Annotated in this window: 18 protein-coding genes; 10 read left to right on the forward strand and 8 right to left on the reverse strand. The window is 62.6% G+C overall.

Going from position 1 to position 20198, the window contains the following annotated elements:
• Window positions 1–99 precede the first annotated feature (99 nt).
• The 3 genes from hchA (at window position 100) to C1X29_RS10350 (ending at window position 4698) form a co-directional block, all read left to right on the forward strand.
• On the forward strand, window positions 100–978 hold the full coding sequence (gene hchA, locus C1X29_RS10340; protein WP_102717367.1) for a glyoxalase III HchA: 879 nt from the start codon (window positions 100–102) through the stop codon (window positions 976–978).
• The gene (locus C1X29_RS10345; protein WP_102717368.1) at window positions 975–1694 is read left to right on the forward strand and encodes a PA1136 family autoinducer-binding transcriptional regulator; all 720 of its coding nucleotides are present in this window, start codon (window positions 975–977) and stop codon (window positions 1692–1694) included. Before hchA ends, C1X29_RS10345 begins: the two co-directional genes overlap by 4 nt.
• Window positions 1695–1815: 121 nt before the next feature.
• Window positions 1816–4698 carry a winged helix-turn-helix domain-containing protein gene (locus C1X29_RS10350; protein WP_102717369.1) on the forward strand — a complete coding sequence of 961 codons (2883 nt, stop codon included), beginning with the start codon at window positions 1816–1818 and terminating at the stop codon, window positions 4696–4698.
• Here the strand turns inward: C1X29_RS10350 and C1X29_RS10355 are convergent.
• The 3 genes from C1X29_RS10355 to C1X29_RS10365 all read right to left on the reverse strand — a co-directional run bounded on the left by C1X29_RS10355 (window position 4685) and on the right by C1X29_RS10365 (window position 7710).
• Window positions 4685–5299 carry a response regulator transcription factor gene (locus C1X29_RS10355; RefSeq protein ID WP_102717370.1) on the reverse strand — a complete coding sequence of 205 codons (615 nt, stop codon included), beginning with the start codon at window positions 5297–5299 and terminating at the stop codon, window positions 4685–4687. The two genes, C1X29_RS10350 and C1X29_RS10355, sit on opposite strands and share 14 nt — an antisense overlap.
• A 78-nt stretch (window positions 5300–5377) precedes the next feature.
• Window positions 5378–5749 (reverse strand): response regulator, encoded by a 372-nt coding sequence (locus tag C1X29_RS10360; protein ID WP_039771030.1) that lies wholly within the window; start codon window positions 5747–5749, stop codon window positions 5378–5380.
• Complete coding sequence (locus C1X29_RS10365; protein WP_256584343.1) at window positions 5749–7710, reverse strand: PAS domain-containing sensor histidine kinase; 1962 nt, start codon at window positions 7708–7710, stop codon at window positions 5749–5751. Before C1X29_RS10365 ends, C1X29_RS10360 begins: the two co-directional genes overlap by 1 nt.
• Window positions 7711–8048: 338 nt before the next feature.
• Between C1X29_RS10365 and C1X29_RS10370 the strand changes: the two genes are divergently transcribed.
• On the forward strand, window positions 8049–9014 hold the full coding sequence (locus C1X29_RS10370) for a quinone oxidoreductase (protein WP_256584344.1): 966 nt from the start codon (window positions 8049–8051) through the stop codon (window positions 9012–9014).
• On the opposite strand, the gene C1X29_RS10375 is transcribed toward C1X29_RS10370, so the two are convergent.
• The gene (locus C1X29_RS10375) at window positions 9001–10230 is read right to left on the reverse strand and encodes an MFS transporter (RefSeq protein ID WP_102717373.1); all 1230 of its coding nucleotides are present in this window, start codon (window positions 10228–10230) and stop codon (window positions 9001–9003) included. The genes C1X29_RS10370 and C1X29_RS10375 overlap by 14 nt on opposite strands.
• A gap of 216 nt (window positions 10231–10446) precedes the next feature.
• On the opposite strand from C1X29_RS10375, the gene C1X29_RS10380 reads away from it, so the two are divergent.
• The 4 genes from C1X29_RS10380 to C1X29_RS10395 all read left to right on the forward strand — a co-directional run bounded on the left by C1X29_RS10380 (window position 10447) and on the right by C1X29_RS10395 (window position 14231).
• Window positions 10447–11781, forward strand: a complete 1335-nt coding sequence (locus C1X29_RS10380) for an epoxide hydrolase family protein (RefSeq protein WP_102717374.1) — start codon at window positions 10447–10449, stop codon at window positions 11779–11781.
• A gap of 71 nt (window positions 11782–11852) precedes the next feature.
• On the forward strand, window positions 11853–12896 hold the full coding sequence (locus C1X29_RS10385; protein WP_102717375.1) for an alpha/beta fold hydrolase: 1044 nt from the start codon (window positions 11853–11855) through the stop codon (window positions 12894–12896).
• 24 nt (window positions 12897–12920) lie between these two features.
• Entirely contained in the window at window positions 12921–13430 is a 510-nt protein-coding gene (locus tag C1X29_RS10390; RefSeq protein ID WP_102717376.1) for a cytochrome P460 family protein, read from the forward strand.
• Window positions 13431–13454: 24 nt separating this feature from the next.
• Window positions 13455–14231 carry an alpha/beta fold hydrolase gene (locus tag C1X29_RS10395; RefSeq protein ID WP_102717377.1) on the forward strand — a complete coding sequence of 259 codons (777 nt, stop codon included), beginning with the start codon at window positions 13455–13457 and terminating at the stop codon, window positions 14229–14231.
• 46 nt (window positions 14232–14277) lie between these two features.
• Here C1X29_RS10395 and C1X29_RS10400 read toward each other — a convergent pair whose 3' ends face one another.
• Complete coding sequence (locus C1X29_RS10400; protein WP_102717378.1) at window positions 14278–15492, reverse strand: CynX/NimT family MFS transporter; 1215 nt, start codon at window positions 15490–15492, stop codon at window positions 14278–14280.
• Window positions 15493–15626: 134 nt separating this feature from the next.
• Between C1X29_RS10400 and C1X29_RS10405 the strand changes: the two genes are divergently transcribed.
• The gene (locus tag C1X29_RS10405; protein ID WP_102717379.1) at window positions 15627–16442 is read left to right on the forward strand and encodes a helix-turn-helix transcriptional regulator; all 816 of its coding nucleotides are present in this window, start codon (window positions 15627–15629) and stop codon (window positions 16440–16442) included.
• A gap of 134 nt (window positions 16443–16576) precedes the next feature.
• Window positions 16577–17326: a creatininase family protein gene (locus tag C1X29_RS10410; RefSeq protein ID WP_064595644.1), complete on the forward strand. Its 750-nt coding sequence runs from the start codon at window positions 16577–16579 to the stop codon at window positions 17324–17326.
• 70 nt (window positions 17327–17396) lie between these two features.
• Here C1X29_RS10410 and C1X29_RS10415 read toward each other — a convergent pair whose 3' ends face one another.
• From C1X29_RS10415 to C1X29_RS10425, 3 genes are all read right to left on the reverse strand, one after another.
• The gene (locus C1X29_RS10415) at window positions 17397–18830 is read right to left on the reverse strand and encodes a catalase (protein WP_102717380.1); all 1434 of its coding nucleotides are present in this window, start codon (window positions 18828–18830) and stop codon (window positions 17397–17399) included.
• A 136-nt stretch (window positions 18831–18966) separates the two neighbouring features.
• Window positions 18967–19383: an organic hydroperoxide resistance protein gene (locus C1X29_RS10420; protein WP_102717381.1), complete on the reverse strand. Its 417-nt coding sequence runs from the start codon at window positions 19381–19383 to the stop codon at window positions 18967–18969.
• 40 nt (window positions 19384–19423) lie between these two features.
• The gene (locus tag C1X29_RS10425; protein ID WP_102717382.1) at window positions 19424–19828 is read right to left on the reverse strand and encodes a hypothetical protein; all 405 of its coding nucleotides are present in this window, start codon (window positions 19826–19828) and stop codon (window positions 19424–19426) included.
• Window positions 19829–20198: the final 370 nt, after the last annotated feature.

A 20198-nucleotide genomic window follows, 5' to 3' on the forward strand; every position in this document is an offset into this window, starting at 1 on the left:
GGTTCAGCGCATGATTTTTTGAGGGAAAACCCTCATTGTTGTAACGCTGACGCCTTACTAGCATGAACTCCGACATTGACCCACTCGATGGAGAGCACCATGGCTACCACGCAGACTGACGACAAGCGCCCAACCCCCGATCCGGCCGAGGACAACGCGTTTTTCCCCTCGCCGTACTCCCTCAGCCAGTTCACTTCGCCCAAATCCGATCTCAGTGATGCCGAGTACCCGAACCGTTACAAGGGCGGACGCTGGAAGGTTCTGATGATCGGTGCGGACGAGCGCTATCTGTTGACCGACAACGGCACGATGTTCTCCACGGGCAATCACCCGGTTGAAACGCTGCTGCCGATGTATCACCTCGACAAGGCCGGTTTCGGCTTCGATGTCGCGACGCTGTCGGGCAATCCGGTCAAGTTCGAATTCTGGGCCATGCCCTCCGAAGACGCCGAAGTGAAGGGCTTCTACGAGCAATATCGCGATCAGTTCAAGCGTCCGCTCAAGCTGTCCCAAGTGATCGAAGACGCGCTGGGCGAAAACTCGGACTACATCGGCGTGTTCATTCCCGGCGGGCACGGTGCGCTGATCGGCCTGCCGGAAAGCGAGGACGTGAAGAAGGTTCTGCAATGGGCCGTCGCCAAGGACAAATTCGTCATCACTCTGTGCCACGGCCCGGCGGCGCTGCTGGCGGCCGGCCTCGGTGAAACAAAAGAGTCGTGCATCTTCAACGGTTACCGGATCTGCGCGTTTCCCGATGCCCTGGACGCGACAACCCCCGACATCGGTTACATGCCCGGCCACCTGACCTGGAAGTTCGGCGAGCAGTTGCAGGCGCTCGGTGTGGAAATCACTAACCAGGACATTTCCGGGGCCACGCTCCAGGATCGCAAACTGCTGACCGGTGACAGTCCGCTGGCGGGCAACGCACTGGGCAAACTGGCGGCGGCCGCGCTCCTCAAAGAGGTCACGTCGGGGTGAGCTCCGGACCTGCCGAGGCCCTCTTGCGCGCCGCCCTCGACATCGAGGCGGCGCTCACGCTGGTGGCGATCCAGAAGGCCGTTCGCGGTTTCGCCGGGGCCTATGGTTACGATCGGTTCGTCCTGTTCTCCGCCACCTCGGCGTCGGAGGACGTGGTCGAGCGCATTTACTGGGTGGAAGGCGACTGGTTTGGTGATGGCACTGGCGTCGACGCCGAGACCTACGTTCAGCGCTGCCCAGTGACTCGCCACCTGTTGGACGCCCGCGAATCGTTCTTCTGGAGCAAGGTGCAGGAGGAGAGCGGCGAACTTTATCGGCTGGTCCGCGTGCCCAGTGGCTCTGGTGTACATGGCTTGCAGATTCCGGTCTTCGGCCCGCAGGGGCTTGAAGGCGCCATGAGCCTGGGGGGCGAGCAGATCGATGCCTCGGCGCGAGTTCGTCTGGCGTTGGGCATGCTCGCCACAGTGGCGTTTTACTCCGCACGACGCTTGCTCGAAGCGCCGCTGGACGAGACGGCCGGAAAACTCTCGACCCGTGAGCGCGAAGTGCTGGCGTGGGTCGCTGCCGGTCGGCGGCAGGCCGACATTGCTGCCACGCTCGGCTTGTCCGGGCGCACGGTGGAAAATCATCTGCGTTCGGCTCGTCGGCATCTGGGCGTGGCCACCACTGCTCAGGCCATCAAAATTGCCATTCGCAAGGGTGAAATAAAGGGGTGAGGTTCTCACTCTGCCGGTGCCGTGCTTGAACGGCGGTGCAAAACTCCTATGATGCAAAGGGCCTGCGCCGGCTGTCTGTAACCGGCGCCGCCCCCTACGTTTTTTAGAGAGATCGATCCTCGTGGAGTCTTTTCCGGGCGCATTGCACGAATCCCTCACGACCCAATTCATTTTCGGTCCTTTCTGTGTCGTTCCAGGCAAACGACTGCTGACCCGCAACGGGGTGGCGGTCGAGATCGGCGGACGGGCGCTGGATCTGTTGATCGCCTTGCTCGAGCAACCGGGACGCGTGCTGTCCAAGTACGACCTGATCGACAAGGTGTGGCCCGACAGCGTGGTGGCCGAAGGCAGCCTGCGCTTTCATATGACCGGGCTGCGGCGGATTCTCGGCGATGGCGAGGAACAGGCGCGGTATATCGCGACCCAGGTGGGCGTGGGCTATGCCTTCGTCGCGCCGCTGGAAAGAAAACAGACCGCTGTTCAACCGGCGCCCATCGCGCCCCGAGCCACTGATGGCGTTTGCAGTCTGCCGCCACGGGCAAAATTGATCGGCCGCGAGACCGATCTGCAACTGGTCATCGACCACATGCAGCAACCGAGGCTGTTCACCATCGTCGGCCCCGGCGGCGTCGGCAAGACCAGCCTGGCCATCGAAGTGGCGCACCGCATCGCCGCCCAGGGCTATGAACGCGTCAGCTTCGTCGATCTGGCGCAAGTGGAAGACTGCGCGCTGGTGCCGTCGGCATTGGCCCGATCGTTGGACATCCCGGTGCAGGCGGAAGACCCGATGTTCGTCCTGCTCGCGCATTTGCGTGAGCAGCGGCTGATGCTGGTGATCGACAACTGCGAACACCTGATCGACGCGGTGTCGACCCTCCTGGAACAGATCAGCGATACCGCGCCGGATGTCGGGGTTCTGGCGACCAGTCGCGAACCGCTGCGGGTACGTGGCGAATACGTGCACTGGCTCAATCCGCTGGAATTTCCCCGTGAGCCGCAACACCTTTGCGTTGAAGAATTGCTGGCATTCCCGGCCATCAAGCTGTTTGTCGAACGTGCATCGTCGAGCAATGCGGCGCTGTTGCTGGAAGCGGACGGAGGGCAAATGATTGCGGACATTTGCCAGCGGCTGGAGGGCATGGCGCTGCCGATCGAACTGGCGGCGATGCGGGTCGCCAGTCATGGATTGAAGGCCACCCATGCACTGCTCGGCGAGCGTTTCTCGCTGGGCTGGTCGGGGCGCAGGACGGCGGTGCCGCGCCATCAGACCCTGCGCGCCATGCTCGACTGGAGTTATGACCTGCTGTCGCCGCAAGAGCGCCTGGCGCTGGAGCGGTTTTCGGTCTTCGTCGGGCCGTTCTCCCAGGAAGCCGCCGCTCAGGTGGTTGCCGAATCGCAACACGAAAGCGCCACGGCGGCCGCGATCCTCGATGATCTGGTGTGCAAGGGACTGGTCACGGTCGATCACAGCGACTCGACGGATTCGTATCGCTTGCTGGAGATGACGCGCGCCTACGCCCGGGAGAAATTGACGGCGCGGGGAGAGGCCGAGGTCAATGCGCTGGCGTTCCGGCACGCGGCGTTTTACATGGATCTGCTCGGCCATCTGGGGACTTCTCCCGAGGAGATTTTCCGTCACTCGGCGCGTCTGGCCAGCCAGTTGGGCAACGTTCGCGGTGCGCTGGAATGGAGCTTCGGGCCCTACGGCGATCCGGGGCTGGCGTTGCCGCTGGCGGCCGCGAGCGCGCCGTTGTTCCTGCATTTTTCATTGCTGGTCGAGTGCCGGACGTGGTGTTCCCGGGCGGTGGAACTGCTGGAACTGGGGTACTACGGCACGCCCACCGAGATGGAGCTGCAAGCCGCGCTCGGTCTGGTGCTGATGTTCACCCGGGGCAACAGTGAGGCCGCCGAAAAAGCCTTGCTCCGGGCGCAGGACATTGCAGTCGCGTTGAACGACTACGGCTCACAGCTGAGGCTGCTGGGCCGCTTGCAGATCTTCTACGAGCGCATCGGTGATTTCCCTTCGTCGCTGGCCTGGGCCGAGCAGGCAGCCGTGGTCGGCAACATCCTCAACGAGCCCGCCGCCATCGCGATTGCTTCATCGCTGACCGGCATCTCCCATCATCTGCTCGGCAACCAGCGTCTGGCCCGTCAGGAACTGGAAAGCTCGCTGCGCAACAGCTTGCCGTCCCACCCCAGCAACACGATCTACTACGGCTTCGATCACCGCAATCGCACGGGGCTGGCGCTGGCGCGTTCACTCTGGCTGCAGGGCTATCCCGATCAGGCGCGGCGCTGGGCCGAGCAGATCGAGGCCGAAGCGTCGGCGCTGCAGCATCCGGTTACCTACTGCATCGCCATGGTCTGGATCTTGTGCATCTATATCTGGACCGGTGATCTGGCGAAGGCCACCGCGAGCCTCGAGCGGTTCAGCGCCATCGCCGAAACCAACGCACTGGGCCCCTACATTGCCGCCTGCCACGGTTTGCGTGCGGCGATCGCCATCCGCGCCGAGGAGCCGGGGGATGCAGTTGCCATGCTGGAGGAAAGTCTGGCGCGGTTGCGTGGCATGCGTTACGAACTGCTCACGACCTCATTCGAAATCGCACTGGCCGAAGGCCTGATGCTGGTGGGCGAACACCAAAAGGCGCTGACCTTGGTCGAGGGCACCATCGATCACTGCCGGCGAAGCGGTGATGCCTTTGCGCTGCCGGAACTGCTGCGAATCAAGGCCGGTATTCTCAAGGTCATCCACACCGACGATGTTCAGGCCATGCTGGCCGTTCTTGAGGGTTCCATTGCGCTGAGCCGCGAGCAGGGCGCCTGGGCGTGGGAGTTGCGGTCTTCGATGGATCTGGCCAGGTTCTGGCTTGAACAGGGGCAACCGGATCAGGCCCGGACGTTGCTCTGTGCCTGCCGCGAGCGGGCTTCGGAAGGCTTCGACAGCCTTGATCTGCGCCGGCTGGAAAGCTTCTGGCAGAGCCTGCCGGTCACGCCGGCGTAATCAGGGCGGCCATTTTCACCAGGTCCGCCAGCGAGCGGGCCTTCATCTTGCGCATCACCTTGCCGCGATGGGCCTTGACGGTGATTTCGCTGATGTTGAGGTCGGCGGCAATCAGTTTGTTGAGCCGTCCGCTGACCACCGAAGCCATGATCTCCTGCTCGCGGGGCGTCAGGGTCTTGTAGGCCTCAAGCAGTGAGCGCACGTGCTTTTCTCCTTCCAGCGCCACACGACTGCTTTGCAGCGCATCGGCCATGGCGGCAAGGATCACATCGTCATTGAACGGTTTGGTCAGAAACTCCACCGCGCCGGCCTTCAAGGCCCGCACCGTGCGCGGAATATCGCCGTAGCCGGTGATGAAAATGATCGGCATGTTGTGACGTTCATTGGCAAGGGCGGTCTGCAGATCCAGGCCGCTCAGGTCGGGCAAGTTGATATCCAGCACCAGACAACTGGGCACCAGCGACCGGGGCGCATCGAGAAAATCCTGCGCGGACTCGAACAGCCGTGGCTGCCATCCGGCGAAGCGGATCATCAGCTCCAGCGACTCGCGCACGGAAATGTCGTCATCGACAACGAATACGACGGGCGTGACATCACTCATCGGTAATGCTCCACGGGAAGGGGCGATTGCGTTGTTCGCGTTCAACATGTCGATTCCTTGTTCTGTTCGGCTTCACGCTCAGTCGAGGGGCAAGGCGGCGCTCAGGGCCTTGAGCAATTGGGCTTCGCTGAAGGGTTTGAACAGGCACTCCACGGCGCCACTGTTCAGCAGCTTCGCCTGTTCGCTGGCGTCGCCGTGGGCGGTGATGAAAATCACCGGAATGCGATAGTCACGGCGCAGCAGCTCCCGTTGCAGATCCGGACCCGACATCCCCGGCATGGCCACGTCGAGAATCAGGCAATGGGTCAAGTCCAGATAGGGCGATGCCAGAAACGCCTGCGCCGAGGCGAATGCCTGGACGGCGAAGCCGAACTCCTTGATCAGGTCCGGCAGTGATTCACGAACCGATTCGTCGTCATCGACCACCGATACGAGCAAATGCGTACCCATCAATCATTCTCCACGGTGCGATCGGCGAGGTCGCGGTTATCGGTTTGCGGCAAGTCCGTCGAATTCGGGATGGCAAAGGTAAACGTCGCACCCGGGCCGTCGTTGGCGCTGGCCCACAGCTTCCCGTCGTGGCGCTCGATGATCGAGCGACTGATGGACAGACCGACGCCCATGCCCGAACTTTTGGTGGTGTAAAAGGCATTGAAAATGCGCTCGATGTCCTGCGGATCGACGCCGTTGCCGCTGTCTTTCACCGCCAGGCAAACGCTCTCGTCCGCCCCAAGGCCGGTGCTGATGATCAATTCTCGGGGCCGGCCGTGGATCGCACTCATGGCCTCGGCGGCATTCATGATCAGGTTGAGGATCACCTGCTGAAGCTGGACCCGATCGCCCCTGACCAGCGGCAGGGCTTCGGCAAATTGCGGGTGCAGCACCACGCCGTTGCGTTGCAGCTCGCCCAATAGCATGGCGATGACTTCCCGTGCCGCGTCATTCAGATTGACGTCTTCAATCGTGATGCTTTTTTTCGAGAACAGCGCCCGCAGTCGATTGATTACATCGGCGGCGCGATTACCGTCGCGAATGGTGCGGCGCGCGGTTTCCCTGGCGCCGTCGACATTCGGCGGGTCCGCACCAAGCATGCGCAGGCAGGTGCTGGCGTTGGTGATGATGCCGGCCAGCGGTTGATTGACCTCGTGGGCAATCGACGCCGTGACCGCGCCAAGGCTGGCGACTCTGGCCAGGTGCGTCAGTTCCGAGCGCGCCTTGCTCAAGACCTCTTCGGCGAGCCGGCGCTGGGTGATGTCCTGCAGGGCGGCGATGTACTCGAAACCGTCCGGCGCATGGGCGATCGAGTGCGCCACCAGCCGCACGTATTTCACCGTGCCGTCGGGCATCAGCAGCCGGTGTTCGTGTTCGAAATCACGCCCCTTGCGGCGCTGGCGCTTGATCATCTCCCGATGGCTGGAGATGTCGTCCGGATGCACGCGGCGATAGATCGCCTCGAAGCCGGGCGGCGTGTCCGGGTCCAGTTCGAGGATGCGGTAGACCTCGTCCGACCAGGTGATCTCGTCGGTGCTCACCCGCCAGGAAAACGTACCGGTAGCGCTCAGGCGTTGGGCCTTGGCCAGAAAGACTTCCGCCCGTTTGCGGTCTTCGATGTCAGTGTTTTCGCCGTACCAGCGCACGATCCGCCCCGTGTCATCGCGCTGGGGCACGGCGCGGATCAGAAACCAGCGGTAAATGCCGTCGAAGCGTTTCAGTCGAGCCTCGTACTCGCCGGCGCTGCCCGATTGCAGAATCCCTTGCCAATAGACTGCCAGGCCCGGTGCGTCGTCCGGGTGGATGGACGCCGTCCAGCCATGGCCGCAGGCCTGTTCGAGGGACATGCCGGTGTAGTCGCACCAGCGTCGATTGACGAAGCCGACGCTGCCTTCGGGCGAGGCACTCCAGACAAAACCGGGCACGGCATCGATGATCCCGCGCAGACGTTCTTCCGATGCGCTGACTTCGGCGAGGGCACTGGCGATCAAGGCCTTGTCCCGCCGGCGCTCATCGATATCGACCTGCAAAACGCACCAGCGTGTGATGGTGCCTTCGCTGTCTCTGATCGGCAGGCCGCGCACATGGAACCAGCGATAGACACCGTCGGCGCGTCGGATGCGATGTTCGACTTCATAGGGCGTGCCGGTGTCGACTGAATGCATCCAGGCGGCGATGACCGAGGGCAGGTCGTCCGGGTGCACGGTCTCGCCGGCTTGCCATTTTTTCAGTTCATGAAGCGGGGCGCCGATGTAGTCCATGATTTGCCGGTTGACCTGTTCCAGCTCACCGGACGGCGTCATGAAGGCGACCATGGCCGGGATGCTGTCGATGATGGCTTCGACCCCCGGCATGGGCATGATTGCGTCACTGGCGCAGTCTGGATCGTCCTCGATGACGCGCTCCTGCTCGTTCGTCATACCGATTCTCATTGTGTGCAGTCACCGTTGAACAAAGATGCGCCTTCTGCTGGCACTCGCCCATCATACTTTGGTGTCGCCTGTAGCGAATATCGGCTGCCGTCGCACACTGCGACGGGCATCACAGTGGCGCTTTTGTAAGCCACTGTATCTACGGCCCTTCGAGCCATACAAGCATGCAAATGAGCCTGTTCGCGAAACTGCGCGGATACACCACCCGCTCACTCTTGGCCCTGGTTTCAACGTCCTTCGACGTTGAGTGAAAGCAACGTGACGTCCGCGCTCCTGCCACCCGAAAGGCAGCAGTACCGGTCGTCCCGATGACAGGGCAGAAGATTATGAAAGCAGTGGTTATCCAGGCCTTTGGCGGGCCCGAAGTGTTGACGGTGCAGGACATTCAACTGGCAGAACCGGGGCCCGGACAGGTCCTGGTCAAGGTCATGGCAGCGGGCATCAATTTCATGGACACCGGTGTCCGGCGCGGGCTCGGCGGCGCCTGGGCGTTGCCGCTGACGCCGGGTGCAGAAGGCGCCGGCATCGTTCTGGCCGCCGGCCCGCAGGTGACGGAGTTCGGAGTCGGTGACCGCGTGGCCTGGCATTACGTGCCGGGCAGCTACGCCGAACAGGTGATCGCCCCGGTCAGCCAGTTGGTGCCGTTGCCCGATGAGATCGACTTCGCCACCGCCGCCAGCCTGATGATGCAAGGCCTGACCGCCAGCAATCTGGTGGACAAGGTGCATGCGATCCAGCCGGGTGACGTGGCCTTTGTGCACGCGGCGGCGGGTGGCGTGGGATTGATGCTGACCCAGTTGATCAAACTGCGGGGCGGCAAGGTCATTGGCCGGGTGTCCCATGCCGACAAAGTGGAGGCGGTGCTCGCGGCCGGGGCTGACTATGTAGTGATCGGGCAAGCGCAAAACATTGCCGGACAGGTCATGCGCCTGACCGAGGGGCAGCGGGTGAATGTGGTGTACGACGGCACGGGCGCGGAAGGTTTCGCCGACTCGCTGGAGATGCTGGACTACTTCGGCACCCTGGCCTTGTACGGGCCGTTCATGAACCCGATCCCGCCGATCGATATCTTCAGCATGCCGCGCAGCATCAAGCTGACGTATCCCTCGGTCATGCACTACGTGCGCGATCGCGAGGTGCTGCTGGAAAAATCCCGGCAACTGTTCGCGTGGGTCAGCACCGGCAAACTGAAAACCTTCATCGGCAAACGTTATTCACTGGACGAGGTGCAACAGGCCCATCGCGATATCGAGTCGCGCAACACGACGGGCAAGCTGATCATCGTCCCTTAGTGCCACGCCAGATCAGCAGGGCCGCCAACACCTGGCTACCGGCGAAAAACGTGAACAGGTGTTGTGCGGTCCATCCGGCATCCAGCAGAAAACCGGCGACCAGCGGCGAAATGATCGCCCCCAGACGCCCCATCCCCAGCACCACGCCGACACCGGTCGTACGAACCGAGGTGCAGAACGCTTGAGGAGCCAGGACATACAGAGCCGCGACCGCACCATTGAGCATCAGCCCCAGCGTGACTGCCACGAGTGTCGCCAGACCGGGGACGCGAGTGGCCGGCAGCATCAATGGCAGCAGGGCGGCGTTGAGCAGCAGAAACCCCGACAACAATCGCCGGCAGCCGAAACGATTGGCCGCCAGTCCCAGCAGCAGGGCACCGAGCATCCCCCCCAACGCCAATAACACTCCGATCCAGGCGCCTTGTTGGTCGGTAAAACCATTGTGGACCAGCAGGCTCGGGGTCCAGCTCATGACGAAGTAAAAGCAGAACATCAACAGAAAGAGTGCCAGTGCCAGCGATGTGGTCTGTTGCCACTGACCGGGCGAAAGCGGTCGGCTGGGGTTGTCAGGCGACGCTGTAGCGATTGGCGTGCGGCGTTCGAGTGCCAGAAATGACGGCGACTCTCGCAGCCAAAAGACGCCGGCAAGCGCGGCTGCCAGCGTGATGCAACCTCCGGCAAGAAAGACATACCGCCAGCCCATCAAATCATTCAGTACATGCGCCAGCACTCCGCCCAGACTCGCGCCCATGGCGAAGGCGAGGGATTGCAACGCGATGGCCAGATTGCGCCGCTGCGGGCTGGCGTGTTCGAACGTCAGCACGTTCGCCCCCACCAGCACCGCCCCCGTGCCGATGCCGGTCAGCAAACGCAGGAACATCAACACGTGATGATCCGGGCTCCAGAACGACAGCAACATGCTCAGGCCGCTGAGCAGCAGACCGGCGAGCAGTAACGGTCTGCGCCCGAAGCGGTCGGCCCTGGGCGCGGCCAGCAGCGAGCCGAGCGCCATTCCGACCAGACTTGCGCTCAACAACAGGCCCAGTTGCGCGCCGCTCAACGTCCACTGCGCCGAAACCCGACTGCCGGTGAAGGCCATGGCCATGACGTCGAGTCCGTCGATCACGTTGAACAGCATGCACAACCCGATCACCCACCACTGCGAGGTGGACGATGGCGTGCCGCTCAGGCGTTCGAGCGCTGTTTCCCCACGCATCCGCAATCCTTGTTCCGCTCTGTGATTCAAATGGGTCTTTTCCCCGCCGCATTCTGCCCGTTAAGCGCTGCTGAGTTCGAGCGCGATTTTGCGCGCCGGGCCAGCGCGTCATACCAAGGTATCGACCGACACCATCGTGTAATCGCCCCGGTGCCAGCGCAGTGGTCTGATCCGATTGGCGATGCCTTTCGAATAATGACTACAAGGAGATCCATCATGGTTGCGCTTTCGTCCGGTCTTACCTGGCGCCATTGCCTGGCGTCATCCATCAGGGGCGGTGTGCTCGGCCTTGCCGTACTCGCTGGCAGCAGCGGGGTCTGGGCCGCGGATCCGTCGCAAGCCATTCGCCCGTACACCATCCATGTGGACGAAGCGAAGTTGAGCGATCTGCGCAAACGCATCGCCGACACCCGCTGGCCGGACAAGGAAACGGTCGGCGACGTGTCCCAGGGAGTGCAACTGGCGCAGGTCCAGGCGTTGGTGAAGTATTGGGGCGACGGCTATGACTGGCGCAAGGCTGAAGCGAAGCTCAACGCCTTGCCGGAGTTTGTGACCACCATCGACGGCGTCGACATCCAGTTCATCCATGTGCGTTCGCGCAATCCCAATGCGATGCCGCTGATCCTCACCCACGGCTGGCCGGGTTCGCAGTTCGAATTCCTCAAGACCATCGGCCCGCTGACCGATCCCGTGGCGTACGGCGGCAAGGTCGAGGACTCGTTCGACGTGGTGATCCCGTCGATTCCCGGCCATGGTTTCTCCGGCAAACCGACCGAGCTCGGCTGGGGCCCTGACCGGGTGGCGAAGGCCTGGGATGTGCTGATGAAACGTCTGGGCTACAGCCATTACGTGTCCCAGGGTGGCGATCATGGTTCGGTGATTTCCGATGCACTGGGTCGCCTGGCGCCGCCCGGTTTGCTGGGCATTCACCTGAACATGCCGGCCACCGTGCCGCCGGAACTGGTCAAGCCGATCAACAGCGGCGACCCGGCACCGGCAGGGCTGACTGCACCGGAGGTGACGGCCTTCAATTCGCTCAGCCAGTTCTTCGGTCGTAACGCCGCTTACGGCGCAATGATGGTGACCCGGCCGCAAACCATCGGTTATCTGCTGGCCGACTCGCCCGCCGGCACGGCCGCGTGGATGTATGAAAAATTCGCCGCGTGGACCGACAGCGACGGTCAGCCCGAGAAAGTCCTGAGCCGCGATGAAATGCTCGATGACATCAGCCTGTACTGGCTGACCGACAGCGGGGCGTCGTCCTCCCGTTTCTACTGGGAGAACAACAACAATAACTTCAGCGCCGCCGCGCAGAAGACTGCCGACATCAAGGTGCCGGTGGCGATCACCGTGTTCCCGCACGAAATCTACCGCGCGCCGAAAGTCTGGTCGCAGCGCGCCTATCCGTCGCTGGCCTACTTCAGCGAAGTCAGCAAGGGCGGTCACTTCGCGGCATGGGAGCAACCGCAACTGTTCAGCGAAGAACTGCGCGAAGCCTTCCGGCCACTGCGCGCGGCTGCGCAGAAAACCGCTGCTCAGGCAGCCCGCTAACCCTGCAATTCGCAAGCCCTTCAACACCAAGTCCGGAACCGCCGCCCGGCGGTTCACGAGGGAGACTCGGCATGACTGACTCTAACGCTGTAACCCCATCCCGGCGCGTGCTCGCCGTTTCGATCCTGGCGCTTGCGCTGGGCATCGCTTCGGCATACGCCAGCGCCGCTGAAGTGCCCGCCGGCAAGATCGACGCCATTACCGCCGGCACCAACGTTTCCTTCGGCGCGCTGAAACACGTCAAGGCTGGATTGCTGGACGTGTCCTACGCCGAAGTCGGTCCCGCCGACGGTCCGGTGGTCATCCTGCTGCACGGCTGGCCCTACGACATTCACAGCTACACCGACGTGGCGCCGGCACTGGCGCAGAAGGGCTATCGGGTGCTGATTCCTTACGCGCGCGGTTATGGCGACACACGTTTCCTGTCCGCCAAAACCGTGCGCAACGGCCAGCCGGCGGCGCTGGCCAAAGATCTGATCGACTTCATGGACGCCCTGAAGATCAAGCAGGCCGTGCTTGGCGGCTATGACTGGGGCGCGCGTACTGCCGACATCGTTGCAGCGCTCTGGCCCGAGCGGGTGAAAGCGCTGGTGGCGGTGAGCGGTTACCTGATCGGCAGCCAGGAAGCGGGCAAGACGCCGCTGCCGCCGGCGGCGGAGTTGCAGTGGTGGTATCAGTTCTACTTTGCGACCGAGCGTGGCCGTCTGGGCTACGAAAAGAACACCCATGACTTCGCCAAACTGATCTGGCAGCTGGCCTCGCCGAAGTGGACCTTCGACGACGCGACTTACGAGCGCAGCGCCGCGGCGTTGCAGAACCCGGATCACGTCGCCGTGTCGATCTTCAACTACCGCTGGCGCCTGGGGCTGATCAAAGGGGAAGCGCAATACGATCCGCTGGAGAAAAAACTGGCGACATTCCCCTCGATCAGCGTGCCGACCATCACTCTGGAGGGCGACGCCAACGGTGCGCCGCACCCACCGGCCGAGGCCTACGCCAAACGCTTCACCGGCAAGTACGAGTTCCGGCTGATCAGCGGCGGCATCGGCCACAACCTGCCGCAGGAAGCGCCGCAAGCGTTCGCCCAGGCGGTGATCGATGCCGATCATCTCTGACTGCTGGCCTGAGGGGATCCGACGATGAAACTCAACCATTGGGCCGTGTTGCCGGCGGCCATTGCGCTCGCGGCACTGGCGGCCACCGGTGTCGCGTTGGGCGAGGCCGATGAGGGCGATGCCTCGCCGATCTACGGCGTGAAGCTGCCGAAAAACTATCGCCAGTGGGCGCTGATTGCCCCGGCCCAGGAAGCCGCGCCGCTGGATGAACTGCGCGCGGTGCTGGGCAATGACCGGGCCCTCAAGGCTTACCAGAGCGCATCGCTGCCGTTTCCCGACGGCACGGTGCTGGTGAAGCTGGCGTGGAAACACGTGCAGTCGCCGGAGTTCGAGCCGGCCTCGATTCCGGGGGCGGCCACCACCGTTCAGGTGATGGTCAAGGACTCGCGCAAATACGCCTCGACCGGTGGCTGGGGATTCGGCCGGTTCATCAACGGCAAACCCGCCGACGAAGCCCAGCACCAGACCTGCTTTGCCTGCCATCAGGCGCGGGTGCAGAACCACGATTTTGTCTTCACCCGATACGCCCCCTGAATCCGTCATACGAGGAAAGTCCACATGAAAAAAACACTGACTGCACTGAGCATTGCCGTTGGCCTGTGCCTGGGCGCCAATGCCTTCGCCCAAACCGCCAAACCCACGGTGGTGCTGGTGCACGGCGCGTTTGCCGACGCATCGAGCTGGAACGGCGTGGCGAAGATTCTCGAGAAGGATGGCTACACGGTGATCGCCGCCGCCAATCCGCTGCGCGGCGTCAAGAGCGATGGCGCAGCGGTATCGGCATTGCTGAGCAGCATCCAGTCGCCGGTGGTGCTGGTCGGTCACTCCTATGGCGGCAACGTCATCAGTGATGCGGCCAACGATCATGCCAATGTCAAAGCGCTGGTCTACGTCAGCGCGTTTGCCCCCGAGGCCGGTGAAACCGTCGCCGGTCTGGCCGGCAAGTTTCCCGGCAGCACCCTCGGGCCAACGCTGGCGCCACCCGTTGCGCTGGCCGACGGCGGCAAGGACTTGTACATCCAGCAGAGCAAGTTCCACGATCAATTCGCCGCCGACGTCCCCGCTGCACAAGCGGCCCTGATGGCCGCGACTCAACGTCCGGTCACCGAAGCGGCACTGAACGAGCAGGCCGGAACGCCGGCCTGGAAGCACATTCCGTCGTGGTACATCTACGGCGACAAGGACAAGAACATCCCGCCCCAGGCGATGGCGTTCATGGCCAAGCGTGCGGATGCCAAGGCCGTTGAGGTGGTGAAGGGCGCCTCGCACGTGGTGATGGTGTCGAACCCGGCCCCGGTGGCGCTGCTGATTGAAAAAGCCGCTGCAGCCAACTGAAAACCTGCGACGTGCCGAGGCGCGTCGCAGGTCTGTCACCCCCGGCTCAGGCAACGGACACCTGCGGCGATCCAGCCGGTGCCAGTCTGAGCAGGGGTGTGATGCCGAGCATCAACAGCAGTACCGCGAACAGCAAGGTGTACGCCGGGCCATAGTGTCCGGCGTATTCGCGCAGGGCACCGAACAACAGCGGCCCGAGCGCGGCGATCAGGTAACCGATGAACAACATGAACACCGTCCACAATCCGGCCTGTTCACTGGTGCTGGCGTGATCCAGCGGCAAGGTCATGGCCACGGTAAAACCCATGCCCAGGCCGATGGCCGCGAGCACCACGTACAGCATCGGCCAGTACGCCGGCAGGAATGCCATGCCGCCCACCCCGAGCAGGGCCAGCAACGCCGACAGCCCAAGCAAACCGCGCCGGTCGTGGGCCTTGCCCGGAATCAGCCCCGCACCCACGCTGGCCACGGCGAACACCGCGGTAAAAATGCCCAGCAGAACGCCCGGGGAAACACTCGATGTGGCCGCTTCCACCGACGCTGGCGCCATCCAGGCGAAGAGGGCGTAAACCACGAATTGACCGGCACCGAAGTTCAACGCGATCAGCCACGCCTGCAGATTGCTCCATGGCAGACGTTTGCTCGGACTCGACGGCGATTTCACTACAGGCGCCGGTGTCGCAAAACGCCGCGCCATCCACACCCAACTGGCGATGGCGGTGACACACAGCACGCTCCAGAACCCGGCGCTGACCCGCCAGTCCTGCGCCAGCTCGGCAATCGGGGCGCTGAGCACCGCCGCGAGGGTCGCGCCCAGGCTCAGGCCGCCGGCATAGATGCCCATGAACAGCGCCGGCCGTTGCGCAAAGTGGGTCTTGATCCACGCGCCGGTCATCGCGCCGGCGACGGCAATGCCGATGCTGGCAAAGAACGTACTGCCGAGCAGGAAGAATGCATTCGGCGAGATCGCCCGCAATAAGGTGGAGGCACCCAACAACGTCAGGGCGACCACCACACTGCGATCGATCCCGAAGCGCCTGGCCAGGCTCGGAACCACCAGCGCGAACACGCCCATGCAGATGTCGGGAATCGAAGTCAGCAGCGCGGCCTGGGTGTAGCTCAACTGGAAGTGCTGCTGGATCAACAGCAGAATCGGCCCCACCGAAATGATCGGCGGCCGCAGGGCGATGGACAGGATCAGCAGGCCGATCACCGCCGTGACGCTCTGCTGGTGGTCGGAGAGATTGCGGGTGATTGCCATGGGAAAGGCCTCATTGATGAACAATGAGCGCAAGGTTAACAATGGGCCGGCCACGGCAAATGCCAGGGTTTGTCGCCAAAGTGACAATCGCCGCTTTAACACGATCAAGGTGTGTTTTCAGGAGACTCCAGCCGATGAAACGAGAGGTGCGCAAGGTCATCGCCCAGCGTGAGTCCACGCCGCGCAGCGAACGTTATCCCGACTATCAGGACGTGCCGCGCGTAATGACCGTGCTGGTGCGCGATCAGGCCACCGGCGAGTACAACGAGCCGCACGTGCATCGGCACGGGCAATTGCTGTATGCCTCGAACGGCGTGATGCGGGTGGCCACCGAGCGCGGATTGTGGATCCTGCCGCCGAAGCGCGCGCTGTGGATTCCGCCCGGAATGATCCACGACCAGTTGATGCTGAGCGCGGTCAAAATGCGCTCGATCTACATCGAACCGCAGGTCTGCGCACGGCTGGGCGATCACTGCAAAGTGCTGGAGATCCCCGGACTGCTGCGCGAGTTGATTCTGGCCCTGGCCGAGCAGCCGATCGAATACCCACAGGAAGGCCGCAACGTGCACATCGTGGCGTTGATACTCAGTGAATTGCAGGGAGCCCGGACGTTGCCGATCGAAGTGCCGTGGCCGGTCGACCGGCGACTGGTCACGGTGTGCGAGGCTATTCTGCAGGATCCGGGACAAGACCATTCGATCGGTTACTGGGCTGACCGGGTCGGTGCCAGTTCGCGCACGCTGATTCGCCTGTTCGTCAATGAAACCGGCCTGAATTTCCGCCACTGGCTGCAACAGGTGCGGCTGGCGACCGCCATCGATCGGCTCGACAAGGGGCAATCCGTCGGGGTGATTGCCCGGGATCTGGGCTACGCCAGCCAGAGTGCCTTCAGTGCCATGTTCAGACGGGTGATGGGTGAATCGCCCCGTGAATTTCTCGTCCGCGATTAGGGCATTCAGGTCATTCCGATACCTTCGTATTCTGTCGTCGAAGGGAGGCGGGTGGTATCAATGACACTGCTGTTGCAGGTGCACTGAACACCCACCCGCGTTCCGCTAGGAACCTTCGAAGAGTGAGAATCCTGATGCTTTTATACCTTTCGACCTGGTCCGAAATCGCCCAATTCCTCGAACGCAGCCGCACCATCGTCATCCCGATCGGTTCCAACGAACAGCACGGGCCGACCGGCCTGCTGGGCACCGACTGGATGTGCCCGGAAATCATCGCCCATGAAGCGCAGAAGAACGCCGACATCCTGATTGCCCCGACCTTCAACATCGGCATGGCGCAGCATCACCTCGGTTTCCCCGGCACCATCTCGCTCCGGCCTTCGACCTTCATCGCCGCCATCGCCGACTGGACCCGTTCGCTGGCCGCCCACGGCTTTGAAAAGATCTTTTTCCTCAATGGCCACGGCGGCAACATCGCGTCAATCGAAGCGGCGTTTTCGGAGCTGTACGCCGAAGCGAGTTTCGCCCGACGCAAGGCCGGGTTTGCACTGAAGCTGTGCAACTGGTGGGATCTGGAAGGGGTGAACGAGCTGGCGCGTGAGCAGTTCCCGACCGGCCACGGCATTCACGCGACGCCTTCGGAAATCGCCGTGACCCAGTGGGCGTACCCCGATTCCATCAAGTCGGCGGACTACTCGCCGCAGATCGCCAACTGGGGGCCGATCCGTGAAGCGGCGGATTTCCGCGCCCGTCACCCGGACGGCCGCATGGGCTCGGACCCGGCGCAGGCATCGCCGGAAAAGGGTCGGCAACTGGTGGAAATGGCCGCTCGCGGTCTGGTGCAGGAGGTGCAAGCCTTCAGCCGCGAATCACTGCCTGACTGATTCGTACAAACAACAACGCCCGGATAATCCGGGCGTTGTTGTTTCGGCTCCCTGCCAGCGTCATTGCAGATCAGCCCAGTGCCTCAATGGCGTGCGCAACTCCTGCGCCATACGCCGGATCTGCCCGGGTGCAGTGGTCGATGTGTCGTTGTTTCGACTCTGCGCTGGCGCCATGGATCGAGCGCGCGGTGTTTTCGAACAAAACCTTTTGCTGGGCGGGCGACATGGCCCGGAACAGTGCGCCCGGTTGCGAGAAGTAGTCGTCGTCCTCGCGGTGATTCCAGTGCCCGGCGCTGCCTTTGAGGGCCAGCGGTGGTTCGCTGAAATCCGGTTGCTCGGCCCACTGCCCGTAGCTGTTGGGTTCATAGCCGATGGTGCTGCCCGCGTTCGCATCGGTGCGCATCTGGCCGTCCCGGTGGTAGCTGTTGACCGGGCAGCGCGGGGCGTTCACCGGAATCTGGTGATGATTGACGCCGACGCGATAGCGCTGCGCATCGCCGTAGGAGAACAGGCGCGCCTGGAGCATTTTGTCCGGTGAAAAACTGATGCCCGGCACCACGTTGGCCGGGTTGAAGGCTGCCTGTTCGACGTCGGCGAAGTAGTTGTCAGGGTTGCGGTTGAGTTCGAGCACGCCGACTTCGATCAGCGGGTAATCCGCGTGAGGCCAGACCTTGGTCAGGTCGAACGGGTTGATCGGGTAGGTCTCGGCGTCCAGTTCCGGCATCACTTGCACGTAGAGCTTCCATTGCGGGAAGTGGCCCTCCTCGATGGCGTTGTACAGGTCGCGCTGGGCGCTTTCGCGGTCATCGCCGATCAGCGTCGCGGCCTGTTGATCGGTCAGGTTCTCGATGCCTTGTTGAGTCTTCCAGGTGAACTTCACCCAGAAACGTTCGTTCGCCGGGCTGATGAAACTGAAGGTGTGGCTGCCGAAACCGTGCATGTGGCGGTAGGTGCGCGGCAGGCCGCGGTCGCTCATGACAATCGTGACCTGGTGCAGCGCCTCCGGCAGCAAGGTCCAGAAATCCCAGTTGTTGCGGGCGCTGCGCATGTTGGTGCGCGGGTCGCGTTTGACCGCATGGTTGAGGTCGGGGAATTTCAACGGATCGCGCAGAAAGAACACCGGCGTGTTGTTGCCCACCAGATCCCAGTTGCCTTGCTCGGTGTAGAACTTGATGGCGAACCCGCGGATGTCACGCTCGGCGTCCGCCGCGCCACGCTCGCCGGCCACGGTCGAAAAGCGGACGAACACATCGGTGGTCTTGCCCACGCTGGAAAACAGCCTGGCCTTGGTGAAACGGGTGATGTCGTGGGTGACGGTGAAGGTGCCGAACGCGCCCGAACCCTTGGCGTGCATGCGCCGCTCGGGTATGACTTCCCGATCGAAGTGCGCCAGTTTTTCCAGCAACCAGACGTCCTGCAACAGCATCGGGCCTCTCGGGCCTGCCGTCTGTACGTTGTTGTTATCAACCACGGGCGCGCCCGCAGCAGTCGTCAGCTTGTTCATGCGCAACTCCTGGCTTTTGTCGGTTTCCCGCCATCACATCAAAAGCCCCGGGCGCGATCTATTGCACCATGGTGTCGCCGGATAGTACGAAGGTGTGGTTGGAATGGATTGCGTTTTGCTGTCGGCAAAAGACGGATCAGGCGAGAGTAATGCTGACCTTGATGTTGTTGCGCGTGGCTTTGGAGTAGGGGCAGTTCTGGTGCGCTGCGTCGATCAGTTGTAGCGCCACTTGCGGTTCGATATCCGGCAGTGACACAGCCAGTTGAGCCTTAAGGAAAAAACCTTGTTCCCCGTGGACCAGGTCGATTTGAGCATCGACCCCGGCCGTTGTCGGAAAACCGATCTTGCGCGCGTTGCAGGCGTGGCGCAGTGAGCCGAGGAAACAGGCCGACCAGCACACGGCGAACAATTGCTCGGGGTTGGTTCCGGAGCCGGGCGCACCCGGTGGCGACAGCTTGAGATCCAGTCGGCCATCGTCACTGCGTCCTGTGCCCTCGCGGCCGCCTGTGGTGCAGGTATGCGCGGAGTAGAGGGTTTTTTCGATATCGATCATGGGCATTCCCTGAAGAGCATTTCACAGCGAAAAGGGCGGTTCATGTTGCCCGTGTGGGTTCATGACATTCACGCGCAGACGCACCCGCCAGCGCGTCGGCCGTGGCCACGGCGTCAGTGCCGCGATGGCCCAGGTTGTCGAGCAGGATCGTGCGGGCGATCTCGATCAGCCAGGCGCGAAACGGAAAGCTCGGGTCATGGGCGGCCTGTTCCTGATAGAGCGCCCTGAAGGCTTGCTGAACGAGGCCGCCGGTGTCTTCGCGACGGATCCGCCCGGCCTGCACCTGGCCTTCGTAAAAGGCGATGAGCAACGGCGTCACCGTCGCGAACAGCTGTTGCGCCTCACCCCGGCCATGCCGGACGGCGCCCGCGACCAAGGCATACAGTTCGTCGTTGCCGAGCCGGTCTGACTCGCACAGGCAAGTGTCGCGATAACCTTCAGCCATGGTCGAATCCCTCGCAAAACCATCGTTCGACTGAGCGCGGCTGCCGAAAAGATTTGCAGGTGGCCCGGCGTTCAGCGGTGAGATTCAAGCCTGCCTTCACAGCCGAATGACTGCCAGTTATGCGTTGTTAGCGCTTGTTAGCGCCCGGCTATCGAGGTATGTCGCGTGGTGACTTTTTCGCTGGCCACTCAAGACTCTGCAGCGGTTTTCGATGCCCGTGGCCTGCACGAAACGGCGGAACGGTGTACGAGCATTTTTGACATCCCTGTCCCTTTGCCATCGTCACAACCATGTAGGAAACGTCCGATATTTATTTAGCAAATTTCCTACATTTTGTTTGCCTCCCCGGCAAAAAACGTGGTTATTATCC

The organism is Pseudomonas sp. GW456-12-10-14-LB2, from assembly GCF_002884345.1.
Classification (GTDB): domain Bacteria; phylum Pseudomonadota; class Gammaproteobacteria; order Pseudomonadales; family Pseudomonadaceae; genus Aquipseudomonas; species Aquipseudomonas paraglycinae.

Coding starts and splice junctions, on each gene's coding strand:
- C1X29_RS10410 (WP_064595644.1), top strand. CDS start 16,577: ATGCTTTTATACCTTTCGACCTGGTCCGAAATCGCCCAATTCCTCGAA.
- hchA (WP_102717367.1), top strand. CDS start 100: ATGGCTACCACGCAGACTGACGACAAGCGCCCAACCCCCGATCCGGCC.
- C1X29_RS10375 (WP_102717373.1), bottom strand. CDS start 10,230: ATGCGTGGGGAAACAGCGCTCGAACGCCTGAGCGGCACGCCATCGTCC.
- C1X29_RS10395 (WP_102717377.1), top strand. CDS start 13,455: ATGAAAAAAACACTGACTGCACTGAGCATTGCCGTTGGCCTGTGCCTG.
- C1X29_RS10420 (WP_102717381.1), bottom strand. CDS start 19,383: ATGATCGATATCGAAAAAACCCTCTACTCCGCGCATACCTGCACCACA.
- C1X29_RS10370 (WP_256584344.1), top strand. CDS start 8,049: ATGAAAGCAGTGGTTATCCAGGCCTTTGGCGGGCCCGAAGTGTTGACG.
- C1X29_RS10360 (WP_039771030.1), bottom strand. CDS start 5,749: ATGGGTACGCATTTGCTCGTATCGGTGGTCGATGACGACGAATCGGTT.
- C1X29_RS10365 (WP_256584343.1), bottom strand. CDS start 7,710: ATGACGAACGAGCAGGAGCGCGTCATCGAGGACGATCCAGACTGCGCC.
- C1X29_RS10380 (WP_102717374.1), top strand. CDS start 10,447: ATGGTTGCGCTTTCGTCCGGTCTTACCTGGCGCCATTGCCTGGCGTCA.
- C1X29_RS10415 (WP_102717380.1), bottom strand. CDS start 18,830: ATGAACAAGCTGACGACTGCTGCGGGCGCGCCCGTGGTTGATAACAAC.
- C1X29_RS10390 (WP_102717376.1), top strand. CDS start 12,921: ATGAAACTCAACCATTGGGCCGTGTTGCCGGCGGCCATTGCGCTCGCG.
- C1X29_RS10425 (WP_102717382.1), bottom strand. CDS start 19,828: ATGGCTGAAGGTTATCGCGACACTTGCCTGTGCGAGTCAGACCGGCTC.
- C1X29_RS10405 (WP_102717379.1), top strand. CDS start 15,627: ATGAAACGAGAGGTGCGCAAGGTCATCGCCCAGCGTGAGTCCACGCCG.
- C1X29_RS10355 (WP_102717370.1), bottom strand. CDS start 5,299: ATGAGTGATGTCACGCCCGTCGTATTCGTTGTCGATGACGACATTTCC.
- C1X29_RS10400 (WP_102717378.1), bottom strand. CDS start 15,492: ATGGCAATCACCCGCAATCTCTCCGACCACCAGCAGAGCGTCACGGCG.
- C1X29_RS10385 (WP_102717375.1), top strand. CDS start 11,853: ATGACTGACTCTAACGCTGTAACCCCATCCCGGCGCGTGCTCGCCGTT.